At 62.9% G+C, this 20,695-nt stretch carries 13 protein-coding genes, 1 tRNA gene and 3 rRNA genes; 7 read left to right on the top strand and 10 right to left on the bottom strand.

The window, feature by feature from the left end:
- The first annotated feature begins 1 nt into the window (after window position 1).
- The 3 genes from CORGL_RS01090 to CORGL_RS01080 are packed head-to-tail and all read left to right on the top strand — an operon-like array spanning window position 2 to window position 3,178.
- Window positions 2-559, top strand: a complete 558-nt coding sequence (locus CORGL_RS01090) for an ECF transporter S component (protein ID WP_013708079.1) — start codon at window positions 2-4, stop codon at window positions 557-559.
- 17 nt (window positions 560-576) lie between these two features.
- Entirely contained in the window at window positions 577-2,388 is a 1,812-nt protein-coding gene (locus CORGL_RS01085) for an ABC transporter ATP-binding protein (RefSeq protein ID WP_013708078.1), read from the top strand.
- Window positions 2,372-3,178 carry an energy-coupling factor transporter transmembrane component T family protein gene (locus CORGL_RS01080; protein WP_013708077.1) on the top strand — a complete coding sequence of 269 codons (807 nt, stop codon included), beginning with the start codon at window positions 2,372-2,374 and terminating at the stop codon, window positions 3,176-3,178. The genes CORGL_RS01085 and CORGL_RS01080 overlap by 17 nt, the downstream gene beginning before the upstream one ends.
- A gap of 129 nt (window positions 3,179-3,307) precedes the next feature.
- On the opposite strand, the gene CORGL_RS01075 is transcribed toward CORGL_RS01080, so the two are convergent.
- On the bottom strand, window positions 3,308-4,441 hold the full coding sequence (locus CORGL_RS01075) for a coiled-coil domain-containing protein (RefSeq protein ID WP_041738472.1): 1,134 nt from the start codon (window positions 4,439-4,441) through the stop codon (window positions 3,308-3,310).
- Between the two features lie 353 nt (window positions 4,442-4,794).
- On the opposite strand from CORGL_RS01075, the gene galE reads away from it, so the two are divergent.
- From galE to CORGL_RS01055, 4 genes are all read left to right on the top strand, one after another.
- Window positions 4,795-5,853: a UDP-glucose 4-epimerase GalE gene (gene galE / locus CORGL_RS01070; protein WP_013708075.1), complete on the top strand. Its 1,059-nt coding sequence runs from the start codon at window positions 4,795-4,797 to the stop codon at window positions 5,851-5,853.
- Window positions 5,854-5,894: 41 nt separating this feature from the next.
- Window positions 5,895-6,905 (top strand): polyprenyl synthetase family protein, encoded by a 1,011-nt coding sequence (locus CORGL_RS01065; RefSeq protein ID WP_156789749.1) that lies wholly within the window; start codon window positions 5,895-5,897, stop codon window positions 6,903-6,905.
- 120 nt (window positions 6,906-7,025) lie between these two features.
- The gene (locus CORGL_RS01060) at window positions 7,026-7,931 is read left to right on the top strand and encodes a peptidoglycan-binding domain-containing protein (RefSeq protein WP_013708073.1); all 906 of its coding nucleotides are present in this window, start codon (window positions 7,026-7,028) and stop codon (window positions 7,929-7,931) included.
- Window positions 7,932-7,980: 49 nt separating this feature from the next.
- Window positions 7,981-8,054 (top strand) — tRNA-Gln (locus CORGL_RS01055).
- Between the two features lie 217 nt (window positions 8,055-8,271).
- On the opposite strand, the gene tsaD is transcribed toward CORGL_RS01055, so the two are convergent.
- The 9 genes from tsaD to CORGL_RS01010 form a co-directional block, all read right to left on the bottom strand.
- Window positions 8,272-10,704 (bottom strand): tRNA (adenosine(37)-N6)-threonylcarbamoyltransferase complex transferase subunit TsaD, encoded by a 2,433-nt coding sequence (gene tsaD, locus CORGL_RS01050; RefSeq protein ID WP_013708072.1) that lies wholly within the window; start codon window positions 10,702-10,704, stop codon window positions 8,272-8,274.
- A complete protein-coding gene (gene tsaE / locus CORGL_RS01045; RefSeq protein WP_013708071.1) occupies window positions 10,691-11,215 on the bottom strand; it encodes a tRNA (adenosine(37)-N6)-threonylcarbamoyltransferase complex ATPase subunit type 1 TsaE in 525 nt (174 codons plus the stop codon). Before tsaE ends, tsaD begins: the two co-directional genes overlap by 14 nt.
- The gene (locus tag CORGL_RS01040) at window positions 11,199-11,867 is read right to left on the bottom strand and encodes a uracil-DNA glycosylase (RefSeq protein ID WP_013708070.1); all 669 of its coding nucleotides are present in this window, start codon (window positions 11,865-11,867) and stop codon (window positions 11,199-11,201) included. Before CORGL_RS01040 ends, tsaE begins: the two co-directional genes overlap by 17 nt.
- Window positions 11,868-11,876: 9 nt before the next feature.
- A complete protein-coding gene (alr, locus tag CORGL_RS01035) occupies window positions 11,877-13,028 on the bottom strand; it encodes an alanine racemase (protein ID WP_013708069.1) in 1,152 nt (383 codons plus the stop codon).
- A gap of 23 nt (window positions 13,029-13,051) precedes the next feature.
- Entirely contained in the window at window positions 13,052-14,647 is a 1,596-nt protein-coding gene (locus CORGL_RS01030) for an NAD(P)H-hydrate dehydratase (protein WP_013708068.1), read from the bottom strand.
- Window positions 14,648-14,649: 2 nt separating this feature from the next.
- Window positions 14,650-15,189, bottom strand: a complete 540-nt coding sequence (gene acpS / locus CORGL_RS01025) for a holo-ACP synthase (RefSeq protein ID WP_425358161.1) — start codon at window positions 15,187-15,189, stop codon at window positions 14,650-14,652.
- A gap of 156 nt (window positions 15,190-15,345) precedes the next feature.
- Window positions 15,346-15,462: ribosomal RNA gene (gene rrf, locus CORGL_RS01020) — 5S ribosomal RNA — on the bottom strand.
- A gap of 154 nt (window positions 15,463-15,616) precedes the next feature.
- Window positions 15,617-18,610 (bottom strand): 23S ribosomal RNA (locus tag CORGL_RS01015).
- 415 nt (window positions 18,611-19,025) lie between these two features.
- A 16S ribosomal RNA gene (locus CORGL_RS01010) occupies window positions 19,026-20,536 on the bottom strand.
- The 16S, 23S and 5S rRNA genes sit together here, the layout of an rRNA operon.
- Window positions 20,537-20,695: the final 159 nt, after the last annotated feature.

Genomic DNA, 20,695 nt, shown 5'->3' with positions numbered 1-20,695 from the left:
TATGAACCATCCCGAAAACACGAGAAGAATCGCGATCACCGCCCTGTTCACAGCCGCATCTCTGCTGTTGAGCTTTGTCCAGATTCCGATCATCCCTGCGATGCCGTGGCTCATGTACGATCCATCCGGCATAGTCTGCCTGATCGCAGCATGTGCGTTCGGGCCTCGGCTCGGTGCTGCGACCGCCATCATATCGTGGATTCCGCGCCTGTTCACCGGTCCGTTCGGCGCGATCATGGGCATGGTCTCAACCTCATGTCTCGTCATTCCGGCAGGGTTCATCTACAACCGCCATCGAGGACGCGCCGGCTCGCTTGCTGGCATGCTGATCGGTGCCGTCATCTCGATCACAGCGTCATGTGCTCTCAATCTCGTGATCACTCCGCTGTACTATCCTGTGTTTTCGATGCGAGACGTCGCGACCATGATCATCCCATTTCTTCTGCCTTTCAACCTGATCAAAATGACGCTCCATGTCCTCGCTGCTCAGATGCTGCTCAAATCCAGCATGGCTGCGCTGCACTCGCTCGATCAGCGCGACGGCTCGACACCTCGCTAGTACGCACCACCTCAGCCATGTCAGAAAAGCCTCAGATAAGTCTGCGCGATGTCTGCTTCAGGTACGGCGGCGACACCGACGCTGCCGGTGAGGTCCTTGACGGGATCTCACTCGACATCCGTGCGGGCGAGCACGTATGCGTGCTCGGCGCCAACGGCTCGGGCAAGTCGACGCTGATCCAGCTGATGAACGCCCTGCTTGTTCCGACCAGGGGCAGTGTTCGCGTCTTCGGCATATCCGCGACCGACACCTGCGGCGCCATGGCTATCAGACGCCGGGCGGCCATGGTCTTCCAGCATCCAGACGATCAGATGGTTACGAGCATCGTAGCCGATGACGTCGCATTCGGGCCTGAGAACCTGGGGGTCCCGCAACCTGAAATCGTGCAGCGCGTGGACTCGGCACTCGACGCGGTCGATATGTCGACCCTGGCCCAAGCCGATCCGTCCGACCTGTCCGGGGGCCAGAGACAGCGTGTCGCCGTAGCCGGGGCGCTCGCGATGAATCCCGAGTTGCTCCTGCTCGATGAACCATCAGCGATGCTGGATGGCGACGGACGGCTGGCGATACGGGACATCATCGAAGCACTGAGCGCGCGGGGGATCACCGTCGTGCACGTCACCCATTTCATGGATGAGGCGATCGCGGCCGATCGCGCTATCGTGCTCGACCACGGCCGCATCACTCTCGATGGCACACCGGAAGAGGTCTTTTCGCATCGCCAGAAGATCACCGCGCTCGGTCTCGAGCTTCCCTTCGCGATCAAGGTTCTCGATGGGCTGGAGCGACTCGGTCTCGATGTCCCCTTCACCATGGATCTCGAGAACCTGGCCGGATCGATCGCGCCGCTACTCGGCACCACCTGCTCGGAAGAATCCCAGACGATCGCGGAGGGGCGGGAGCAGACGGGAGCCTCCGATCGTTTCGCATCATGCGGTGCGAGGCCGGCGATCGAGTTCGATCATGTCTCCTTCTCCTATGAGAGGCCTCGCGATCCACGAAGACGACGGCTGCGCCTGTGGCGACGCGCTGCATCCTCTTTGCGCGCTCCACTCGCCTTGGACGATGTGAGCTTCTCCGTCGAGCCCGGTAGCCTGACCGCCCTGATCGGCCGCACGGGCGCGGGCAAGTCCACCTGTATCGAACTCGCCTGCGCGCTCAAGGTCCCTCTGGTCGGAACGGTGCGCGTAGGCGGAATCGATACGACCGATCTCGCTCAGCGCGGCGTGCTGCGACAGCAGATCGGCTACATCTCTCAATTTCCCGAAAGACAGCTGTTCGCCGAGACCGTGTATGAGGACGTCGCATTCGGTCCGCGCAACCTGCACCTGGCCGACAGCGAGGTCGACGACCGCGTGCGCGCGGCGCTTGAGGCAGTCGGCCTCGAGGACTGGGAGGGCTTGCTTGGACGCTCGCCGTTCGCCCTGTCGGGTGGACAGCAGCGTTCGGTTGCAATCGCAGGTGTTCTCGCCCTGCGCTCGTCGATGTTGGTGCTCGATGAACCGATGGCGGGACTCGATCCGCGAGGGCGGGCGCGCATGCGAAAGCTTGTCTCGGAACTGAAGGCACGAGGCACCACGCTGCTCCTCGTTACCCATTCCATGGATGACGCCGCAGAGCTCGCCGATGAGGTCATCGTGCTCAGAGAGGGTAAACGCTGCGAGCAGGGCACGCCCAAGCGTGTTTTCACCGAGCGGGATCTCGGACTCGGCGCGCCCGCGGCTCTCGGCTTCTCACGGTCGCTCAGAGCTCACGGGGCTCACGGCATCGCTGATGCGCTGACCTTGAGCGAGCTGATGACGGAGGTGTCTTATGGCCTTGCGCGTTGACATCGGCCGCTACTATTCGGCTGTCTCACCGGTCCACTCCATGGATCCGCGTGTGAAACTGATCTTCGCCATCGTGTTCATGGCGAGCTGCCTGTTCATATCGAACGGTGTCACGCTCCTTCTTGCCGGGATCCTCATCGCCAGCGCCATAGCGGCGGCGCACGTGCCCGTCGGCCGCCTGCTCGCTCAGCTGCGACCTCTCGTGCTCTTTTTCGTGCTCACCTCGGTCATCAACCTGTTCTTTGCCAGAACCGGAGATCTTTTGATCGTCGCTGGTCCCATACGCATCTACTCAGATGGCGTCTCCGCAGCCATCCTGTATACGATGAGACTCATCTTTCTGCTGATCGCGGGATCGCTGCTTATGTTCACAACGCAGCCGATCGTGCTCACCGACGCCGCAGAGCGACTGCTCAGGCCGCTCGAGCGCATCGGCATGCCGGTGAGCCGAACGATGTTCACTTTGTCCATAGCCTTGCGCTTCGTGCCCACGATCGCGCAGGAAGCAGACGACATCATCACCGCGCAGACCGCGCGGGGAGCCGACCTCGAGAACAGAAGCGCGCTTGGCTACGTGCGATCGAGCATCCCGCTGCTCGTGCCTCTGTTCGCCGGCGCGCTGCGCCACGCGGAGAACCTCGGAAAAGCTATGGATGCCCGTTGCTACCTGGGTGGACGGGATCGCACGCACTATCATGTCATGCGCTTCGACCCCCGTCATGACGGAAGCGCTCTGGGCGTCCTGATCATCTACATCGCGGCGCTCATCGCTGCAGGTTTTTTCCGGTAGCGTGACCGCATCCAAGACATCGCGCTCACGGGGGCCCTCCGGGCGCTCAACTCCGTGCAGAGAGCAATACAGATCCGGATATCACGCCGATTGCCGACGATGGTGCTCGCTGAGCTCGATTCCGCGCGACTAGCCCCGCGTGCTGAGATCGATGCCGTTCGCCCATCCCCAACGCGGCGTCACGGTATCCCCGTAGTAGGCTATCCAGCTGTTCAAATCGTTGAGATGGATATAGCCGATGCTCTCCATGATCTGATTGTTGCCGACGTAGATGCCCACATGTCCGTAGGTGCGCCCGGCCGTGGTCTTCGTGTACGTGGAGACGGCGACGATCATGCCAACTTTCAGGCTGTCCTTGTTGGAGCTCGTGCACCACCGCGAGTACATATCGTTCGCGTTGCCGCTCACCGAGCCCAAACCCGCGTTCTGGAATACGTTGGATACCCACGCCGCACATAGACTCGCTCCGGGACACGGCGTGCTGTTGCAGGAATTCAGCACACGGCTCTGCGCCCCGCTCAACCCGTCGACACCCTGACCGGCACCGCCGGTCGGGGCTGGCGGTGGCGTGACGTTGGCGTGCGCCAGCGCGTCCAGTCGCTTCTTCTCGGCTTCCGCCTGTGCGGCAGCCATGATCTCGGCGTCGCGCTGTGCCATGAGATCTTTGACCTCGGCGCTGGCGCTATCGAGCACGGTCTGAACCTGAGCCTGATCCGCCTGGGCCGCGGCGAGCTGCTGAGCCTGCTTGTCGCGCAGATCCTCGAGTTCGGATTTCTTGCCCTCGAGCTCGCTCTTCTCGCGATCCAGCTCCCGCTCGATCTTTTGCACCTCGGCGATGGCGTCGTGGTCCCGCTGGTTCATGGCGTCGAGATAGTAGGCGTTGGAGATCAGGTCCTCGAACGAGGCCGATGACAGCAGGAGCGCCAGCGCGTCGTTGCCCCTGGTCTTATAGCTCGCTGACACGCGCTCGGAGAGCACCGCTCGCTTCGCCTTGAGCTCGGCCTGCTTGCTTTCGATCTCGGCCTGCTTGCTTTCGATCTCGGCCTGCGTCTGCTCGATCTGGGAGAGCGTTTCGTCCTGGGCCTTGGCGAGCTGCTGGTAGTGCGCGGCGATCTCGTCGAGTTTCGCTTGAACGGAAGCGAGCTGGGACTCGGCGTCACCGAGCTTGTCGAGTGTCTCCTTGCTGGCCGAGGGCTCCGCAAGCGCCTGAACGGGGCTGCCGAGCAACAGCGCCGAGGCGGTCAAGCCGACGAGAGCGCGCATGGCGGATCGGCGCGTGATAGATTTGACGGAAGTGACACGTGGCGGTGTATTTCCCGATTCGGGATGTTGCCGCCCGGTCCAAGACTTCGGTCCGATGCAGTGGAACATATGAACTCCGTTTGATGCTGCGTGTTTATGTCGTCCCATGGTCATGGGATCAGGATAGCGCAATTCTCGCAGCAGGGGAAAATCTTCACGAAGCGTCGATCTTGTTGTTTTCATGATAGCCGAACATCAATCGCCGCATCGCAGCGATTCGCTCTGAGCGGCTCCGGCACAAGATACGCTATACTTCGAGCAATCGACGACGCGCAACGACCCTCTCGTCGCGTGTCTTCACGGAGAGGAGAACCATGGCAGCTGAGCAGAGCCCCTCTGAGGGCTGCATCCTTGTGACAGGTGGAGCCGGGTTCATCGGATCGCACACGGCAGTGGAGCTGCTCGCATGCGGATACCGTGTCGTGATCGTGGACGACCTGTCGAACGCGAGCCGGGTGGCCATCGAGCGCATCAAACAGATCGCAGGTCCCAGCGCTTCGCAGAACCTGACATTCTATGAGTCAGATGTTGCCGATCGCGATGCGATGGAACGCATCTTCTCCAACCAGGACATCGATGGCGTCATTCACTTCGCTGGTTTCAAGGCGGTGGGCGAGAGCGTCGAGAAGCCGCTTGAGTATTATCGGAACAACATCGGCAGCACCTTGGTGCTCTGCGATGTCATGCGAGCGCACGGATGCACTTCGATCATCTTCTCAAGCTCCTCGACCGTCTACGGGGATCCGGATCATCCACCCGTCACCGAACTCGATCCGAAGAAGCCCGCGACAAATCCCTATGGATGGACGAAGTGGATGATCGAGCAGATCCTGACGGATCTGCATACGTCGGATCCCGCATGGAATATCGTGCTCTTGCGCTACTTCAACCCGATCGGCGCGCACCCCTCGGGCCTGATCGGTGAGGACCCCAAGGGGATTCCGAACAATCTGGTGCCCTACGTCGCTCAGGTCGCCGTCGGCAAGCGAGACGCCGTGCAGGTCTTTGGTGACGATTATCCGACCCCGGATGGAACCGGTGTGCGCGACTACATCCACGTCGTCGATCTGGCTCGCGGGCATGTCTGCGCGCTCGGTTGGATGAAGGGAAGATCCGAGGTGAACGTGTTCAACTTGGGCACGGGCACCGGATCGTCGGTACTCGATGTCATTCATGCCTTCGAGGGCGCGTGCGGACGGAAGCTGCCCTATCGCATCTGTCCGCGCCGCGCCGGAGACATCGCCGCCAACTGGTGCGACGCCTCGAAGGCGCAGCGCGTGCTCGGCTGGCGCGCCCGCTATGATCTCGATGACATGTGCCGAGACTCATGGAGATGGCAATCGGCCAACCCAGAGGGCTTCGGCACCGAATAGCATCTTTGTCTCGACTTCTCGCCACGCAGAAAGCAGTACCCGTGTCCACCTCGTTTGCCGATTTCCTCGCCGCCGAGCATCAAGACCTCGAGCGCAGGATCGCTGATTTCTTCTGCGATCGGACCGATCGCGCCGATATCGACGCGTATCTCTATGCCCCCCTCGCTCGGTTCTCGCGCAACGGGGGCAAGCGACATCGTCCGCTCATCTGCATGCTCGCGGCGCGCGCCGTCGGAGGCGACGCCGCCGCCGCGCTCGATGTGGCGACGGCGATCGAGCACTTTCAGTCCGCAGCGCTCATACATGATGACATCGCCGATCGCGGCAATACGAGACGAGGGGCGCCCTGTCTGCATGTCACCGAAGGCGAGGGAATAGCGATCAACTGCGGGGATCTCGAGCTCATATCTATGACGGCTGCCGTTCTCGATGATGCGAACCTTGGAGACGAACTCAAGATCAGGCTTCTGCGGGAACTTGTCGAAATGACGCGACGCACGATCGAGGGTCAAGCGCTTGATCTCGGGTGGGCGCGAGACGCCCGATATGATCTCACGGTAGAGGATTACCTCGACATGGCAACGCGCAAGACCGCTTGGTACAGCGGTGCGGTCCCGCTCGCATGCGGCGCCATCGCCGGCGGAGGATGCGAGGTCCAGGTGGAGGGACTGCGCTCGTTCGGTCTGGCCTGCGGTCTGGCGTTTCAGATTCAAGATGATCTGATCAACCTTCAGCCGCTCGATGGTGGCGGAAAAGATGTCAGAAGCGATATCACGCAGGGAAAGCGCACGCTCATTTGCGTGCATGCGTTGCTTGACGACGCCTACCATGATGAGCTGGTCGACATCCTCGAATCCGCCTCGACAGATCCTGCGGTTCTCGAGCGTGCGGTCGAGATCTTCCGACAGACGAACTCGATTGCCTTCGCCAGCGAGCGCGCGGTCGAGCTCATCGCCCATGCGAAGCGCGCCCTGGCGGGTATCGAGCTGGACGCGGAGTGCCGCCGTCTGTTCATCTCCATGGCGGATTTCTTTATCGAGCGAGTCAGTTAGCGGTGTTTTGCATGAACGGCGATCCACGCAGTTGCGAAGTTGCTAGACTGTAGAGGATCATCAGGGGCTGGCTCGCCGAGCGAAACCGCATTCGGCCCAGCCTTCAAGGAGGGAATTCAGATGGAGCCGATCACCGCAGGAATGCAGGGTCCTGCTGTCGAGGACGTTCAGACGCGCCTTGTCCTGCTGGGACACGCGATCGATGCCACAGAGCTCGATGATCAGCGTTTCGGCTCGAGCACCGCGCGGGCCGTTCGCTCGTTTCGTCAGAGCAAGGCTCTCCCTGACGGCGAGCAGGTCGACATGGCATGCTGGAGCAAGCTCGTCGATGCCTCATATAGGCTTGGCGATCGAACCCTTTACCTGAGGCTCCCGAATTTTCACGGAGCCGATGTCCGCGAACTGCAGACGGCTCTGAACACGCTCGGTTTCAGCTGCGGCAGCGCCGACAGCCACTTCGGACCTCACACCGAGGCCGCTCTCCAGCAGTTTCAAGAGAACGTCGGACTATTCGCAGATGGCATGGCGTTTCAAGACACCTTCAGCTACATCGATCGTCTGCGCCACGTGTGGAAGGGCAAGCCCTCGACGGCCAACACCGATGCGCGGCCGGGGTTCGCACGCGCGGCAAGCGTGCTCGAGCGATATCACATCGCGGTGATCGGCGAGGATCCCATCGCGCGCAACGTCGCCTCGCGGATGTGGAACATCGCATCGGCGACGACGAACGGAAGCGGCATGGTCCTCTGCGACTCCGAAACACCCGCTGACTGCGACTTGGTGCTCGAGATCGCAAGCGACGAGCTTCCTTCAGACAGCGAACCTCGTGCAACGATCACACTGGCAGAAAGCTCGAATCTTGCGCAGCGCATTCGGACGGCCTATGTTGCGGCAACCGAGCGTCCGGCGTTCCTGCGCATCGAGCTCACCGGGATGACCAAATACAACGGCACATTCACCTCGGGCGATGCTCAGACCCTCGCCGTCCGTCTTCTGGACGGCGTTTGCGATGCGATGAGCGATTAGGTACACTTGTACACCGTGCTGTCGGCTCTGCCGGCAGCCATATGCGAACTGGGGCATCGTCCAGCGGCAGGACTCTGGTTTTTGGTGCCAGCTACGGGGGTTCGAATCCCTCTGCCCCAGCCAATGATATTCTATGCGAATCTGCCATTCATCTTCTTCCTCGGTGGCTCCCCAAGGAAGATCGGCGCATCAACGGCTTGCAGGTTGCAGGCGGATCACTTGGTATTGCTTCCCGAATCCGAGGAGACATGCGCGACGTCAGCAGGAACACACTTGGCCGGGCCGAAGCGGAAATGAGTGGATATCCGCGTTCATACCATGGATTGCTCCCGCATGGCAGCTACAGTGTCATATTCGGATCCGCATCGACGTCGAACGAGGCGAAATCGCCCTGAGCGAATTTTCTTCTGGCCACCATGGCGATCATGGCGGCGTTATCGGTGCACGCGCTCACGGGCGGCAGGTGTACGCGGATGCCGTCGCGCTCGAGTTTCTCTGTCAGCATCTGCCGCAGATGCGGATTGGCCGCCACGCCGCCGCCCAGACAATACGAGCGCACCCCGGTCGCTCTGAGCGCCTCTGCCGCCTTCTTGTATTGGACATCGAAGACAGCCGCTTCAAACGAAGCCGCAAGGTCCGGCAGGTGGATGACGAGCCCCGCTTTCGTCTGCTGATCGATATATGTAATGACCGCGGTCTTTAATCCTGAGAGCGAGAACCGGAAGTCATGGCTGTGCATCATCGCACGCGGGAATTCAATCGCGTGAGGATCGCCTTCCTTTGCCAATCGGGAGATAACCGGGCCGCCGGGATATCCCAAGCCGAGCGCTTTGGCCACCTTATCGAACGCCTCGCCGACGGCATCGTCGAGCGTCTCTCCTAAAACCTCGTAATCACCCCAGGCGCAAACGTGCACGAGCATCGTGTGACCACCGGAAACGAGCGTGAAAATGAACGGCGGTTCGAGATCGGGCGAATCGAGCAGGTTGGCGAAGAGGTGGCCTTCGAGATGATTCACGGTCACGAGGGGGATACCGGCTGCATAGGCAAAGCCCTTCGCGAACGCGATCCCGACCACGAGGGCCCCGACGAGCCCAGGTCCTTGCGTCACACCGACTGCGGCAAGCTCTGTGGGCGCAAGAGGGCCACCTTCGAGTCCGAGAGCGCGGCTCGCCTCGTCGAGAGCGGCATCCACGACGCCCACTATAGCCTCGACGTGCTTTCTCGATGCGATCTCCGGCACTACGCCACCGAAACGAGCATGAAAGTCGATCTGAGTCGATATCTGGTTCGCGAGCAGCACGCCATCTGCGTCGATGATCGCGACCGCCGTCTCGTCGCACGAGCTCTCGATCGCCAAGATGGGAGCTCGTCGCGCGATCAGGGCGGACTCGCTGCGCGCGCGCCGCTGCCTGGCGGGCGGCCACGTGCGCGCAGCGCTCGCCGTGGGCTCCGGACGCGTATCGCTGATCGGAAGGACGAGCGGCAGCGCAGCGCTCATGAGCACCGCGTCGGCACCTGGTCCGTAATAGTCGCGACGACAACCGCATCTGCGGAACCCCAGACTCTCGTAGAGCGCGGTGGCGCCGTTGCTTCCGGATTCGACCTCGAGCGATGCGCTCGTGCAACCGAGCATCTGAGCATCGTAGCTCACATGCGCCAGCAGACGGCGCGCGATGCCGCGTCGCCTGTTGTCCGGACGAACGACGACATCGAGGATCTCGACATCGCGCTCCACGACCATGCCCCCCGCGATCCCGACCAGCTCGCCGCAATCGAGTGCTACCCACCACAGACGGGGGGCGGCGGCGCGACCGTCGATCTCGGAGAGAAACATATCGGCTGACCACGGCCGATGCGCGGCGTCATGAAACGCGCGCGCATCCAGGGCCGCCGCCGCCTCGACATCTGCTGCGGCCATCGGTCGAACATGCAGGTGCCTGCCGGAAAGCTCGTCGGCCACCCCGCTGGCAAAGAGCCGACGGTCTTGCCGGCCGAGTCTCACCCGCTCGTTCTCCTCCGCGTCGGACAGGCGGGTGTAGATCGGCAGCACCCCTGCGGGGTCGCCGCTCTCGGCCCCGTCATAGCGAGCCGGGCTCGCAGCGGCCAGCAGCAGACCTGCGCCCGAGGGCCACCACAGCGCACGGTCCACGCGACGTGTGAGGCCCGCATCGTCGAACTTCTCGTTGTAGCGCACGAGTCCGTCGCCGGTCAGCTGCAGATCGCGCGCATCCGACCGATCTGCCCATGCCGCGACCGCCGCGTCCGCCTTCTCGACGCGCTCGCGATCGAACAGACGGACGACGCCCGTCTCGTCCAGCCGGTACAATCCGGGATAGATCTCTCCGCGCATCGCATCGGCGGCCACGCCCAAAAGGCCGCGCACACCGCCTCGCCACGCCGTCCAAGCTGTCGCATCAAGAGTAGAGGTGCCGTGAAGCACCCTCATGGCCCCACGAGCCAGACCCTTCGCCGTCGAGATCCCGATGCGCACTCCCGTGAACGAACCGGGCCCCCGACCGACGAGAAACGCGTCCACATCGAAGATCTGCTTTCCGGCCTCGGAAAGCGCGTCCTCGATCGTTGCGATCAGCTCGACGTTCGCATGCCGGCGACACAGATGGTCTCGCTGAGCGATCAACTCGACCGAAGCGCGCGGCGCAGCGCTATCGTCTTCGGCACGCGGCGTCCACCAAGCGAGTGCGCAGGCGAGCATGTCGGTGGAGGTGTCAAGCGCCACCACGAGATTACGGCGCGGTTCACTCATGCTCATCACCCGCCCCGTCTGGCGTGGTTTCACATAGGGCGGCATCGACGCTCGCCGCGAGCTGCTCGGCGCGCGCGCCGTGCGCTTCGAGTGCGATCGAGCGCGTCGTCTCACCGCATCGGGTGATCAGCACGCTCAGATATTCATCGACGAGCTCTTCTTGAAACCGCTCGCCCCATTCCAGAACGCATGCGCCCTCGATTGCGAGAACATCGAATATGCCCGTGTCCTCGAGTTGGCGGGCGTGCTCAAGTCTGTAGAGATCGAAGTGAAACAGTGGCAGCCGACCGCCATCGTGGATCGATTGAATGGCGAACGTCGGGCTCCTCACCGGCCGTGTGTCACCAAGCCCTTGAGCGATGCCCGATGTCAGCTGTGTCTTGCCGACTCCGAGACCCCCCGAAAGGATGATGACATCGCCCTCGATGAGATGGGACGCGATGAGCCTTCCGAGATGACGGGTGTCCTGCGGCGTCTCCGTACGGTATCGACGGGCGCGATCACGTGCGATCGACATGCGTCTCCCCCTTTGGACTCGCACTTGACGCCGTGTCGTCGAGAGCCGTTGGAGCTGCGTGCCTTCTCAGATAGTCACCGAGCATGTTGAAATCAGCCTCGATCAGATCCTGCCAAGCGGGATTGCGCAGCGCGGCAGCCGGATGGAATGTGGGCATGACAGCGAAACGGCCCATTTGATGAAACCGACCGCGAAGTCTCGTGATCCCGATCTCCGTCTTCAGAATGAAATGCGTTGCGGGGTTGCCCATCGTCACGATGACATCGGGCCAGATGCTGCGAATCTGCTCCCTGAGAAACGGGGCGCAGGCCAGCACCTCCTCGGGACGCGGATCACGGTTTCCAGGAGGTCGACATTTCAGCACGTTGGCGATGTAGACCTCCTCGCGCCTGAGGCCGGCGAGCGACAGGATGCCATCCAGGTTCTTTCCGGCGGCACCTACGAAGGGCTCTCCCTGCAGATCCTCGTTCTTGCCGGGCGCCTCGCCGATGAACAGGACGCGAGCGTTCTCATCACCGGTTCCGAACACGATCTTCGTGCGAGTCTGAGCAAGCTGGCAGCGCCGGCACTCACCGAGTACCGCCCGCACCTCCCGAAGCTCGACTTCACGAGGGCCCTGATTCTCATGACCGGGAATGCGCATGACGCTCATCATCGCTCCTTAGATGTAGATCTTTTCGAGCCGCATGCCGAAATCACACGCGACCTCGTAGTTGATCGTGTTGCGCAACCGCGCCATCTCATCCATGGACACCTCGGCATCGCCATCCCTGCCGACGATCGTCATGAGATCGCCGTACTCCGCCTCCGGAATCGGTTCGGCCGGCGTCTGCTGAATGGCGACCATCGTCTGATCCATGCAGATGTTGCCGACCTGTCTGATACGGCCTCCGCGGTAAAGCACATCCATGCGATTCGATAGCGTGCGCGCGAGCCCGTCAGCGTATCCGATCGGCAGCGTGCAGATCTGAACGGTCGCCCGGGGGACTCGATAGGTGAAGCCGTATCCGACACCTTCTCCCATCGAGGGATACGCCACGCGCATGACTCGAGCGCGAACGCTCATGACGGGATCGAGCCTTATGCGCTCGCGGGTGGCATCAGCCGGCTGCAAACCATAGAGTCCGATTCCCACGCGAATCATATCGTGATGCGACTCTGGATCCAGAATAGAAGCGGGAGTGTTGTCGCAGTGCACGATGCCGCATTCGAAGCCCGCGTCGCGCATTGCTTGAACCGCCTCGTCAAAGCGCGTGCACTGGAGCTTGTAGTCCCACCCGCAAGGATCATCCGCCGTCGCGAAATGCGTGAAGACCCCGTCGCATTGGATGCCCCGATGGAACTCGATCCCTCTTCGGAATGAAACCACCTTGGTATAGTGAACACCGATGCGGTTCATACCCGTCTCGATCGCAAGATGATACTTTCCGACTTTGTCTACCTGAACCGCGCACTCTCCAAATGCCAGCGCGAATTCCGAGGTGTAGACAGCTGGCATCAGATCGTTCTCCAGCAACTCGGGAATCGCATCGCACGGCGGCTCACCCAGCACGAGAACGGGAGCGGAGCATCCTCCTCGACGAAGCTCGATTCCCTCGGCCACCGTCGCGACAGCGAACATGTCGGCACCCGCCGATCTCATGATCTTCGATGATTCAACGGCACCGTGACCGTAGGCATCCGCCTTGAGAACGCAGCACAGGCGCTGCCGCGGCTTGAGCATCTTCTTGAACGCTCTCGTATTGCGAAGCATCGCACCGCGGTCTATCTCGACCCACGCCCAGCGAGTCGCCGGCCCTCCCGCAGGCACCATTGAAACCATCCCCCCCTATTCGCTCACGAATGATCTTCACCCAGATAGTCGGTCTCCGTAAGGCGCATCGCCTCTCCTATCAAATCGATGAGATCCGTCGCGATGACGCTTCTCTCTCCGAATTCCGCTGCGGCAGCGTAACCCGTATAGGAATGGACCGAGACGCCGTATGCGGCAAGCAGGTCCCAACGCAAGCTGACACGCCGACTCAGAACCGATGTGCCCGCGAGGATCCCGGAGAGCACATCGCCGGATCCTGAGGTCGCCAGCGCCGCGGGCCCCGATATCGGAAGCAGAACATGATCGACTCCCACCACGGCGGTGGTCGGTCCCTTGGCGACCACCACCATGTTATCGGAACCTCCCGCCCACAGAATTTTGTGCGCCGCCTCGATCGCACTGCCGAGATCGCGCACACCAGCGTCATCGACGAGCCTTGAGAGCTCGCGGTAGTGCGGCGTCAGAATAAGCGGGGCGTCCCTGCGGTACAGCTCAGGAATCTGATCGATGCCACCGCCGGCCAGCGCAGAGAGGCAGTTGAGCGCATCGGCGTCCAGCAGAAGGGGGACATCGAGTTCAAGCAGCTCCCGGACCATCTGTATGCAGCCCGCGCCCGTCGTCATGCCAGGTCCGCACAGCACGCAACTGTACTTATGGGCGAACTCCGAGACAGCCTGGCGGGCGACCGAACCGAACGCGCCGCGCGAGTCCGATGGAATCGCGATGACGGGAACAGAGGGCAGCGCGGTGCGGATCAGATCCGCGCATGAATCGGGTGTGGCAACCGACACGTATCCCGCACCGGCCCGTGCCGCGGCCTTTGCAGCCATGATCGCAGCACCGGGATAAGCTGCGGAGCCGGCGACCACGCAGACCGAGCCGCGCGTGTACTTGTCTATGTTCGCCGGCAGCGGTGCGAAGAACTCGGTGAGATCTGTCGGCTCGACGATCTCCGCAGCGTGCTCCACGTCACCGAGAACCTCGTCAAGCCGATCATAGAGCTCGCCGCAGATGAGCTCGCCGACGAACTCCGGCCCCTCGGCACTGTACATCCCAATTTTCGGCGTAAGCATCGTCGCCGTCTGCGTCGCCCGAATGCAATCGTCCTCTACGATACCGGTCTCTGCATTCAAGCCGGATGGCACATCGATTGATACCACTGAAGAAGCGAGTTCGTTCACCGTCGAGATCCAAATCGAGAACGGTGGCCGCAGCTTCCCATGAAAGCCCGTGCCGAGAATGGCATCGACGACGACATCCGATGATTTGATGAGATCGACAAGCTCATCTCGCGAAGGGCCGACATGTAAGCTCACCTCGCGCTCTGCGGTCCTGCGTGCAACATGTCTGGCAAGTGCCGCAGGGATCTCGTCGGGTTCGACCGGGCTCACGACATCGACGGCGACGCCCTTGTGCGTCAAAATGTCGGCAGCGACCCAGCCGTCACCGCCGTTGTTCCCGAATCCGGTGAGCACCAAGACGTGTTTCGGGTTCGCCTTCGCTACAATCGAGGCCGCGAACTCACCGGCGAACTCCATGAGTTCCGCCTTGGATGTACCGGCCTTTTCTATCAGATCCTCTAGTCGAGCCACTTCCTCACAGCTCAGAACTGGTTTCATGGTCACCTCCGCGGTTCATGGTTTTCTCCCCCCTGCGGGGAAACTGAATCAGATTGCTGCATGCTCTCGAGCTCATCTATGACCGAGCGCGCATCACGAAAGGATCGGGATATCAGCTCCTTTTCATCGGACGAGCTATCGTGCGGCGCGGGTCGCGCCTGCTCGGTGATGGCCATGGCATTGGCTATCGCAAGGTCACCGGCTGTGGAGAGCGAGATCGCAATCTCAACGATTTCCTGCTCTTTCGCGATGTCCCGTGCTTTTCCATCGAGCAGCACGATCGGCCGTCCGCGTTCGTCGTGGGAGACCGAGACGTCTTTGCGACCGATCCCTTGACTGAAGCCTGTCCCCATCGCTTTGAGCACCGCTTCGCGTGCCGCGAAGCGCGATGCGAAACGCGCGGCGGGCCGCGCGGATGAGGAACAGTCCCTCAGCTCCTCCTCAGTGAAGACCCGGGCCGAGAAGGAAGGGGTCTTCTTCAGTATCGCCTCCATCCGCGATATCTCGACGATATCGACACCGATTCCCGTCTTCAAGCCCACCTCCATCGGTCATGCGAGCCCTGTGCGCATCAACTTATCTATTGTATCCGGTTCTTCACCGATGCGCCCGCGAACGGACGCGAAACGAGAAAAAGGGACCTCCCGCGATGCGGGAGGTCCCATCCTCTTCGGCTTCCGGCGTCGGTGCCGTCCACCGGTCAGCGGCGTCCTGCTCTCCCACGGGGCTGACCCCGCAGTACCATCGGCGCTCGGGGGCTTAGCTTCCGGGTTCGGAACGGTTCCGGGCGTGCCACCCCTGCTGTGACCGCTGACCGGTGGGCGGCGCCCCGCCCGATCGGTCTGTCCGGGGATCTCCCCCGCGCCCCCCTGGGGGCCGCACAGCACATGAGAAGGGAGACCCGATCGGGGATCTGATGGTGTATCGCGGCACCCTCGGGCGTGGCGCCCTCGGGGCCCTTGTGAGGGATGCGGGTAAGAGCTCGGGCGATTAGTGCCGCTCGGCTGAGGGGCTCGCGCCCCTTGCACCTGCGGCCTATCGACCAGGTGTTCTGCCTGGGCCCTTACCATAAGGAGAACTCATCTCGGGAACGGCTTCCCGCTTATATGCCTTCAGCGGTTATCCGTGCCGGACGCGGCTACCGGGCGATGCCGTTGGTCGACAACCCGTGCACCGGAGGTCCGTCCACCCCGGTCCTCTCGTACTGGGGGCAGCCTCCCTCGATTCTCCTGCGCCCGCGGAGGATAGGGACCGAACTGTCTCACGACGATCTGAACCCAGCTCGCGTACCGCTTTAAGCGGCGAACAGCCGTACCCTTGGGACCTGCTCCAGCCCCAGGATGCGATGAGCCGACATCGAGGTGCCAAACCTTGCCGTCGATGTGGACTCTTGGGCAAGATCAGCCTGTTATCCCCGGAGTACCTTTTATCCGTTGAGCGACGGCCCGCCCACATGGGGCCGCCGGATCACTAGAGCCTGCTTTCGCATCTGCTCGACGTGTCCGTCTCGCAGTCAGGCCCGCTTGCGCTCTTGCACTCTCAAGGACGGTTGCCGACCGTCCCGAGCGGACCTTCGCGCGCCTCCGTTACTCTTTAGGAGGCGACCGCCCCAGTCAAACTGCCCACCTGGCACGGTCCCTGCGCCGGATCGCGGCCGCAGGTTAGGACGCCGGGCGCGCGGGGGTGGTATTCCAAGGGCGGCTCCGCCGGGGCTGGCGCCCCGGCATCGATGCCTCCCACCTATCCTCTACGCGCGCGCTCGGCGGCCAATGCCAAGCTGCAGTGAAGGTTCACGGGGTCTTTCCGTCCTTCCGCGGGAAGGTCGCATCTTCACGACCAGTGCAATTTCACCGGGACCATGGTCGAGACAGCGCCCAAGTCGTTGCGCCGTTCGTGCAGGTCGGAACTTACCCGACAAGGAATTTCGCTACCTTAGGACCGTTATAGTTACGGCCGCCGTTTACCGGGGCTTGGCTTCGGGGCTTCGCGCTCGCGCGCTGACCCCTCCGCGTGACCTTCCGGCACCGGGCAGGCGTCAGACCCTATGCGTCGCCTTTCGGCTTGTGCAGAGTCCTGTGTTTTTGGTAAACAGTCGCTTGGGCCTCTTCACTGCGGCCGCCTCTCGCTCGGGGGGCTGAGCCCCTCCACGATGACGCGGCACCCCTTCTCCCTAGGTTACGGGGCCATTGTGCCGAGTTCCTTGACCATGGTTGACCCGATCGCCTCGGTATGTTCTACCCACCCACCTGTGTCGGTTTGCGGTACGGGCGCGCGCGCGCCTTCCTTAGGGGTTTTTCTCGGGACCCGGGCTCGCTCGCTTCACTCAGTCGCTTCGTCCGGAGCCTCGCCCTCATGACGGGGGGATTTCCCTCCCCGTCGGGCCGCGCTCCATCACGGGGACGTCCAGAACCCCGCCGAGCTACCCCGATCCGTCGCCCCGTCGGTCACGCGGCGCGCGCGCGGTGCAGGAATATTCGCCTGCTGCGCATCGGCTACGCCTTCCGGCCTCGCCTTAGCCCCCGACTGACCCTGGGAGGATTAGCCTCGCCCAGGAAACCTCGGGTTTACGGCGGACGAGTTTCTCTCTCGTCTCTCGCTACTCATGCCAGCATTCTCGCTCCCGGGCGGTCCACCGGCGGTCGCCCGCCGGCTTCGCCCCGCTCGGGACGCTCCCCTACCACGACGCCACGTCAGTGGCGCCGTCCGCCGCTTCGGTTCCCGGCTTAGCCCCGTGTATTGTCGGCGCATGTCCACTCGACCAGTGAGCTGTTACGCACTCTTTCAATGCGTGGCTGCTTCTGAGCCAACATCCTGGTTGTCTGCGCGGACGCACATCCTTTGCCACTCAGCCGGGAATTGGGGACCTTAGCGGGCGGTCTGGGCTGTTTCCCTCTCGAGCGCGCGGCTTAGCCCACGCGCTCTGACTGCCGCGCTCGCGGCCGCCGGCATTCGGAGTTCGGTTCGGCTCGGCAGGCGGTGAGGCCCCCTCACCGATCCGGTGCTCTACCTCCGGCGGCGATCGCGCGACGCTAGCCCTAAAGCTATTTCGGGGAGAACGAGATATCTCCGGGTTTGATTGGCCTTTCACCCCTATCCGCGGGTCATCGCCGCCGTTTTCAACCGACGTGCGTTCGGCCCTCCACGGGGTCTTACCCCCGCTTCAGCCTGCCCGCGGATAGCTCACCCGGCTTCGCGCCTGCGGCGCGGGACTTCACGGTCGCCCTGTTCGGACTCGCTTTCGCTGCGGCTCGCTTCAAAGCTTCGCCTCGCCCCGCGCCGGCAGCTCGCTGGCTCATTCTACAAAAGGCACGCCGTCACGGCTCCCGAAGGGGCCGCTCCGACTGCTTGTGGGCGCACGGTTTCAGGTGCTGTTTCACTCCCCTCCCGGGGTGCTTTTCACCTTTCCCTCACGGTACTCGTTCGCTATCGGTCATAGGGGAGTATTCAGGCTTGGATGGTGGTCCACCCAGATTCGGACCGGGTTTCACGTGCCCGGCCCTACTCAGGGACCGCGTTCGGGGGACATCCGAGGGTGCGCCTACGGGACGTCTAACCCTCGTGCCGTCGGCCTTCCCACTGCCGTTCGGCTCCCCTCGATGCCTCCCCGGGCAGGGCGGAAGGCCCTGCCGCGCGCGGCCCTGCAACCCCCGGGGCGCCGGGCCCCTCCGGCCCGTCGGCGCTCCCAGGTTTGGCCTAGGCCCCCGTTCGCTCGCCGCTACTTGGGGGATCTCGAAATTGATTTCCTCTCCTCCGGGTACTTAGATGTTTCAGTTCCCCGGGTTGTCCTCCCGGGCCCTATGTGTTCGGGCCCGGGATGCATGGACTGCTCCATGCGGGTTCGCCCATTCGGAGATCCGCGGGTCGCAGGGCATGTGCCCCTCACCGCGGCTTATCGCAGCTTGTCGCGTCCTTCGTCGGCTCCCTGTGCCAAGGCATCCGCCGTGCGCCCGTGACATCTTCCCGTCCCTCGGACGGGCCCTGGCCACGTTCGCGCCATCATCGGCGCCTCGTCTCGTCTCTCGGCCGGCTCCCGCCGGCCGCTCAATCGAATTCGTTGGGCGCCCCTCGTCGGGGCGCCCGGGTGTCGCATACCGCACCCCCTCTCGGGGGCGCGATCAGATCTCTCTCAATTCCTGATGAATCATAAGTCGAAGATGATCTTCCACTCGCTTTTCAAAAAAATGGAGAATCGATCGGGTCCGATGCCTCTCGGGCATCGGCCCTTCTCGTGCTATGCGGCTCTCAGGGTGCGCGGGGTCGACCCCCGGGGACCGGACACCGCGAGGATGCTGCCAGGACAGAACCGGCCGGGCGCGCTGCGCCGAGAAACGGTCCTGAGTATCGAGTATCTGTCTTCTAGTTCGAGGTCTCTCCCTAGAAAGGAGGTGATCCAGCCGCACCTTCCGGTACGGCTACCTTGTTACGACTTCACCCCCCTCGCCCTCCACACCTTCGACGCGTCCCCCCATCGCTGGTCGGGCCCGCGGCTTCGGGTGCAGACGACTCGGGTGGTGTGACGGGCGGTGTGTACAAGGCCCGGGAACGCATTCACCGCGGCATGCTGATCCGCGATTACTAGCAACTCCGACTTCACGGGGGCGGGTTGCAGCCCCCGATCCGAACTGGGGCCGGCTTTGTGGGATCCGCTCCGGCTCGCGCCATCGCATCCCGCTGTACCGGCCATTGTAGCACGTGTGCAGCCCAGGGGCATAAGGGGCATGATGACTTGACGTCGTCCCCGCCTTCCTCCGGCTTGACGCCGGCGGTCCCGCATGGGTTCCCAGCCATTACCTGATGGCAACATGCGGCGGGGGTTGCGGCTCGTTGCGGGGACTTAACCCAACATCTCACGACACGAGCTGACGACAGCCATGCACCACCTGCGCAGCCTCCTTCCGGCCACCGGGTCTCCCCGGCTTCAGCTGCATGTCAAGCCCTGGTAAGGTTCTTCGCGTCGCTTCGAATTAAGCCACATGCTCCGCTGCTTGTGCGGGCCCCCGTCAATTCCTTTGAGTTTTAGCCTTGCGGCCGTACTCCCCAGGCGGGACGCTTAATGCGTTGGCTGCGGCACGGGGGGATCGTCCCCCCACACCTAGCGTCCATCGTTTACGGCTGGGACTACCAGGGTATCTAATCCTGTTCGCTCCCCCAGCTTTCGCGCCTCAGCGTCGGTACCGGCCCAGAGGGCCGCCTTCGCCACCGGTGTTCCTCCCGATATCTGCGCATTCCACCGCTACACCGGGAATTCCACCCTCCCATACCGGACCCGAGCCGGGCGGTTCCGGGCGCGAGCGGGGGTTGAGCCCCCGGATTTGACGCCCGGCCTGCCTGGCCGCCTACGCGCGCTTTACGCCCAATGAATCCGGATAACGCTTGCCCCCTACGTATTACCGCGGCTGCTGGCACGTAGTTAGCCGGGGCTTCTTCTGCAGGTACCGTCTGATCTCTTCCCTGCTGAAAGCGGTCTGCGACCCGAAGGCCTTCCTCCCGCACGCGGCGTCGCTGCGTCAGGGTTCCCCCCATTGCGCAAGATTCCCCACTGCTGCCTCCCGTAGGAGTCTGGGCCGTGTCTCAGTCCCAATCTGGCCGTTCGGTCTCTCAACCCGGCTACCCGTCGTCGGCACGGTGGGCCCTCGCCCCGCCGTCTACCTGATGGGCCGCGACCCCATCCCGCGCCGCCGGAGCTTTCGCCGGGCCGCCATGCGGCGGTCCGGCGCATCCGGTATTACCCGCGGTTTCCCGCGGCTATTCCGGAGCGCAGGGCAGGTTGGTCACGTGTTACTCAGCCGTTCGCCACTCGCTTCCGCCCGAGGGCGGGTGCCGTTCGACTTGCATGTGTTAGGCGCGCCGCCAGCGTTCATCCTGAGCCAGGATCGAACTCTCCGTCCAATGAGCGGCCCCCGAGGGGGCCGCGATTCGGCGAGGCGCCCGACCGGCCAGCGATGAGTTCTCGCTGATCGGATCCATCTCGTAAAGTCTCATCAGTCCCTGGAAAGGAATCGTTGCGGGGCCGCCCCGTGGGGCGGCTCGCAAAGATCTTCTCACAGT

Origin of the sequence: Coriobacterium glomerans PW2 (assembly GCF_000195315.1) — a bacterium.
Lineage (GTDB): Bacteria > Actinomycetota > Coriobacteriia > Coriobacteriales > Coriobacteriaceae > Coriobacterium > Coriobacterium glomerans.
This window is presented reverse-complemented; position numbering and strand designations above follow the sequence as displayed.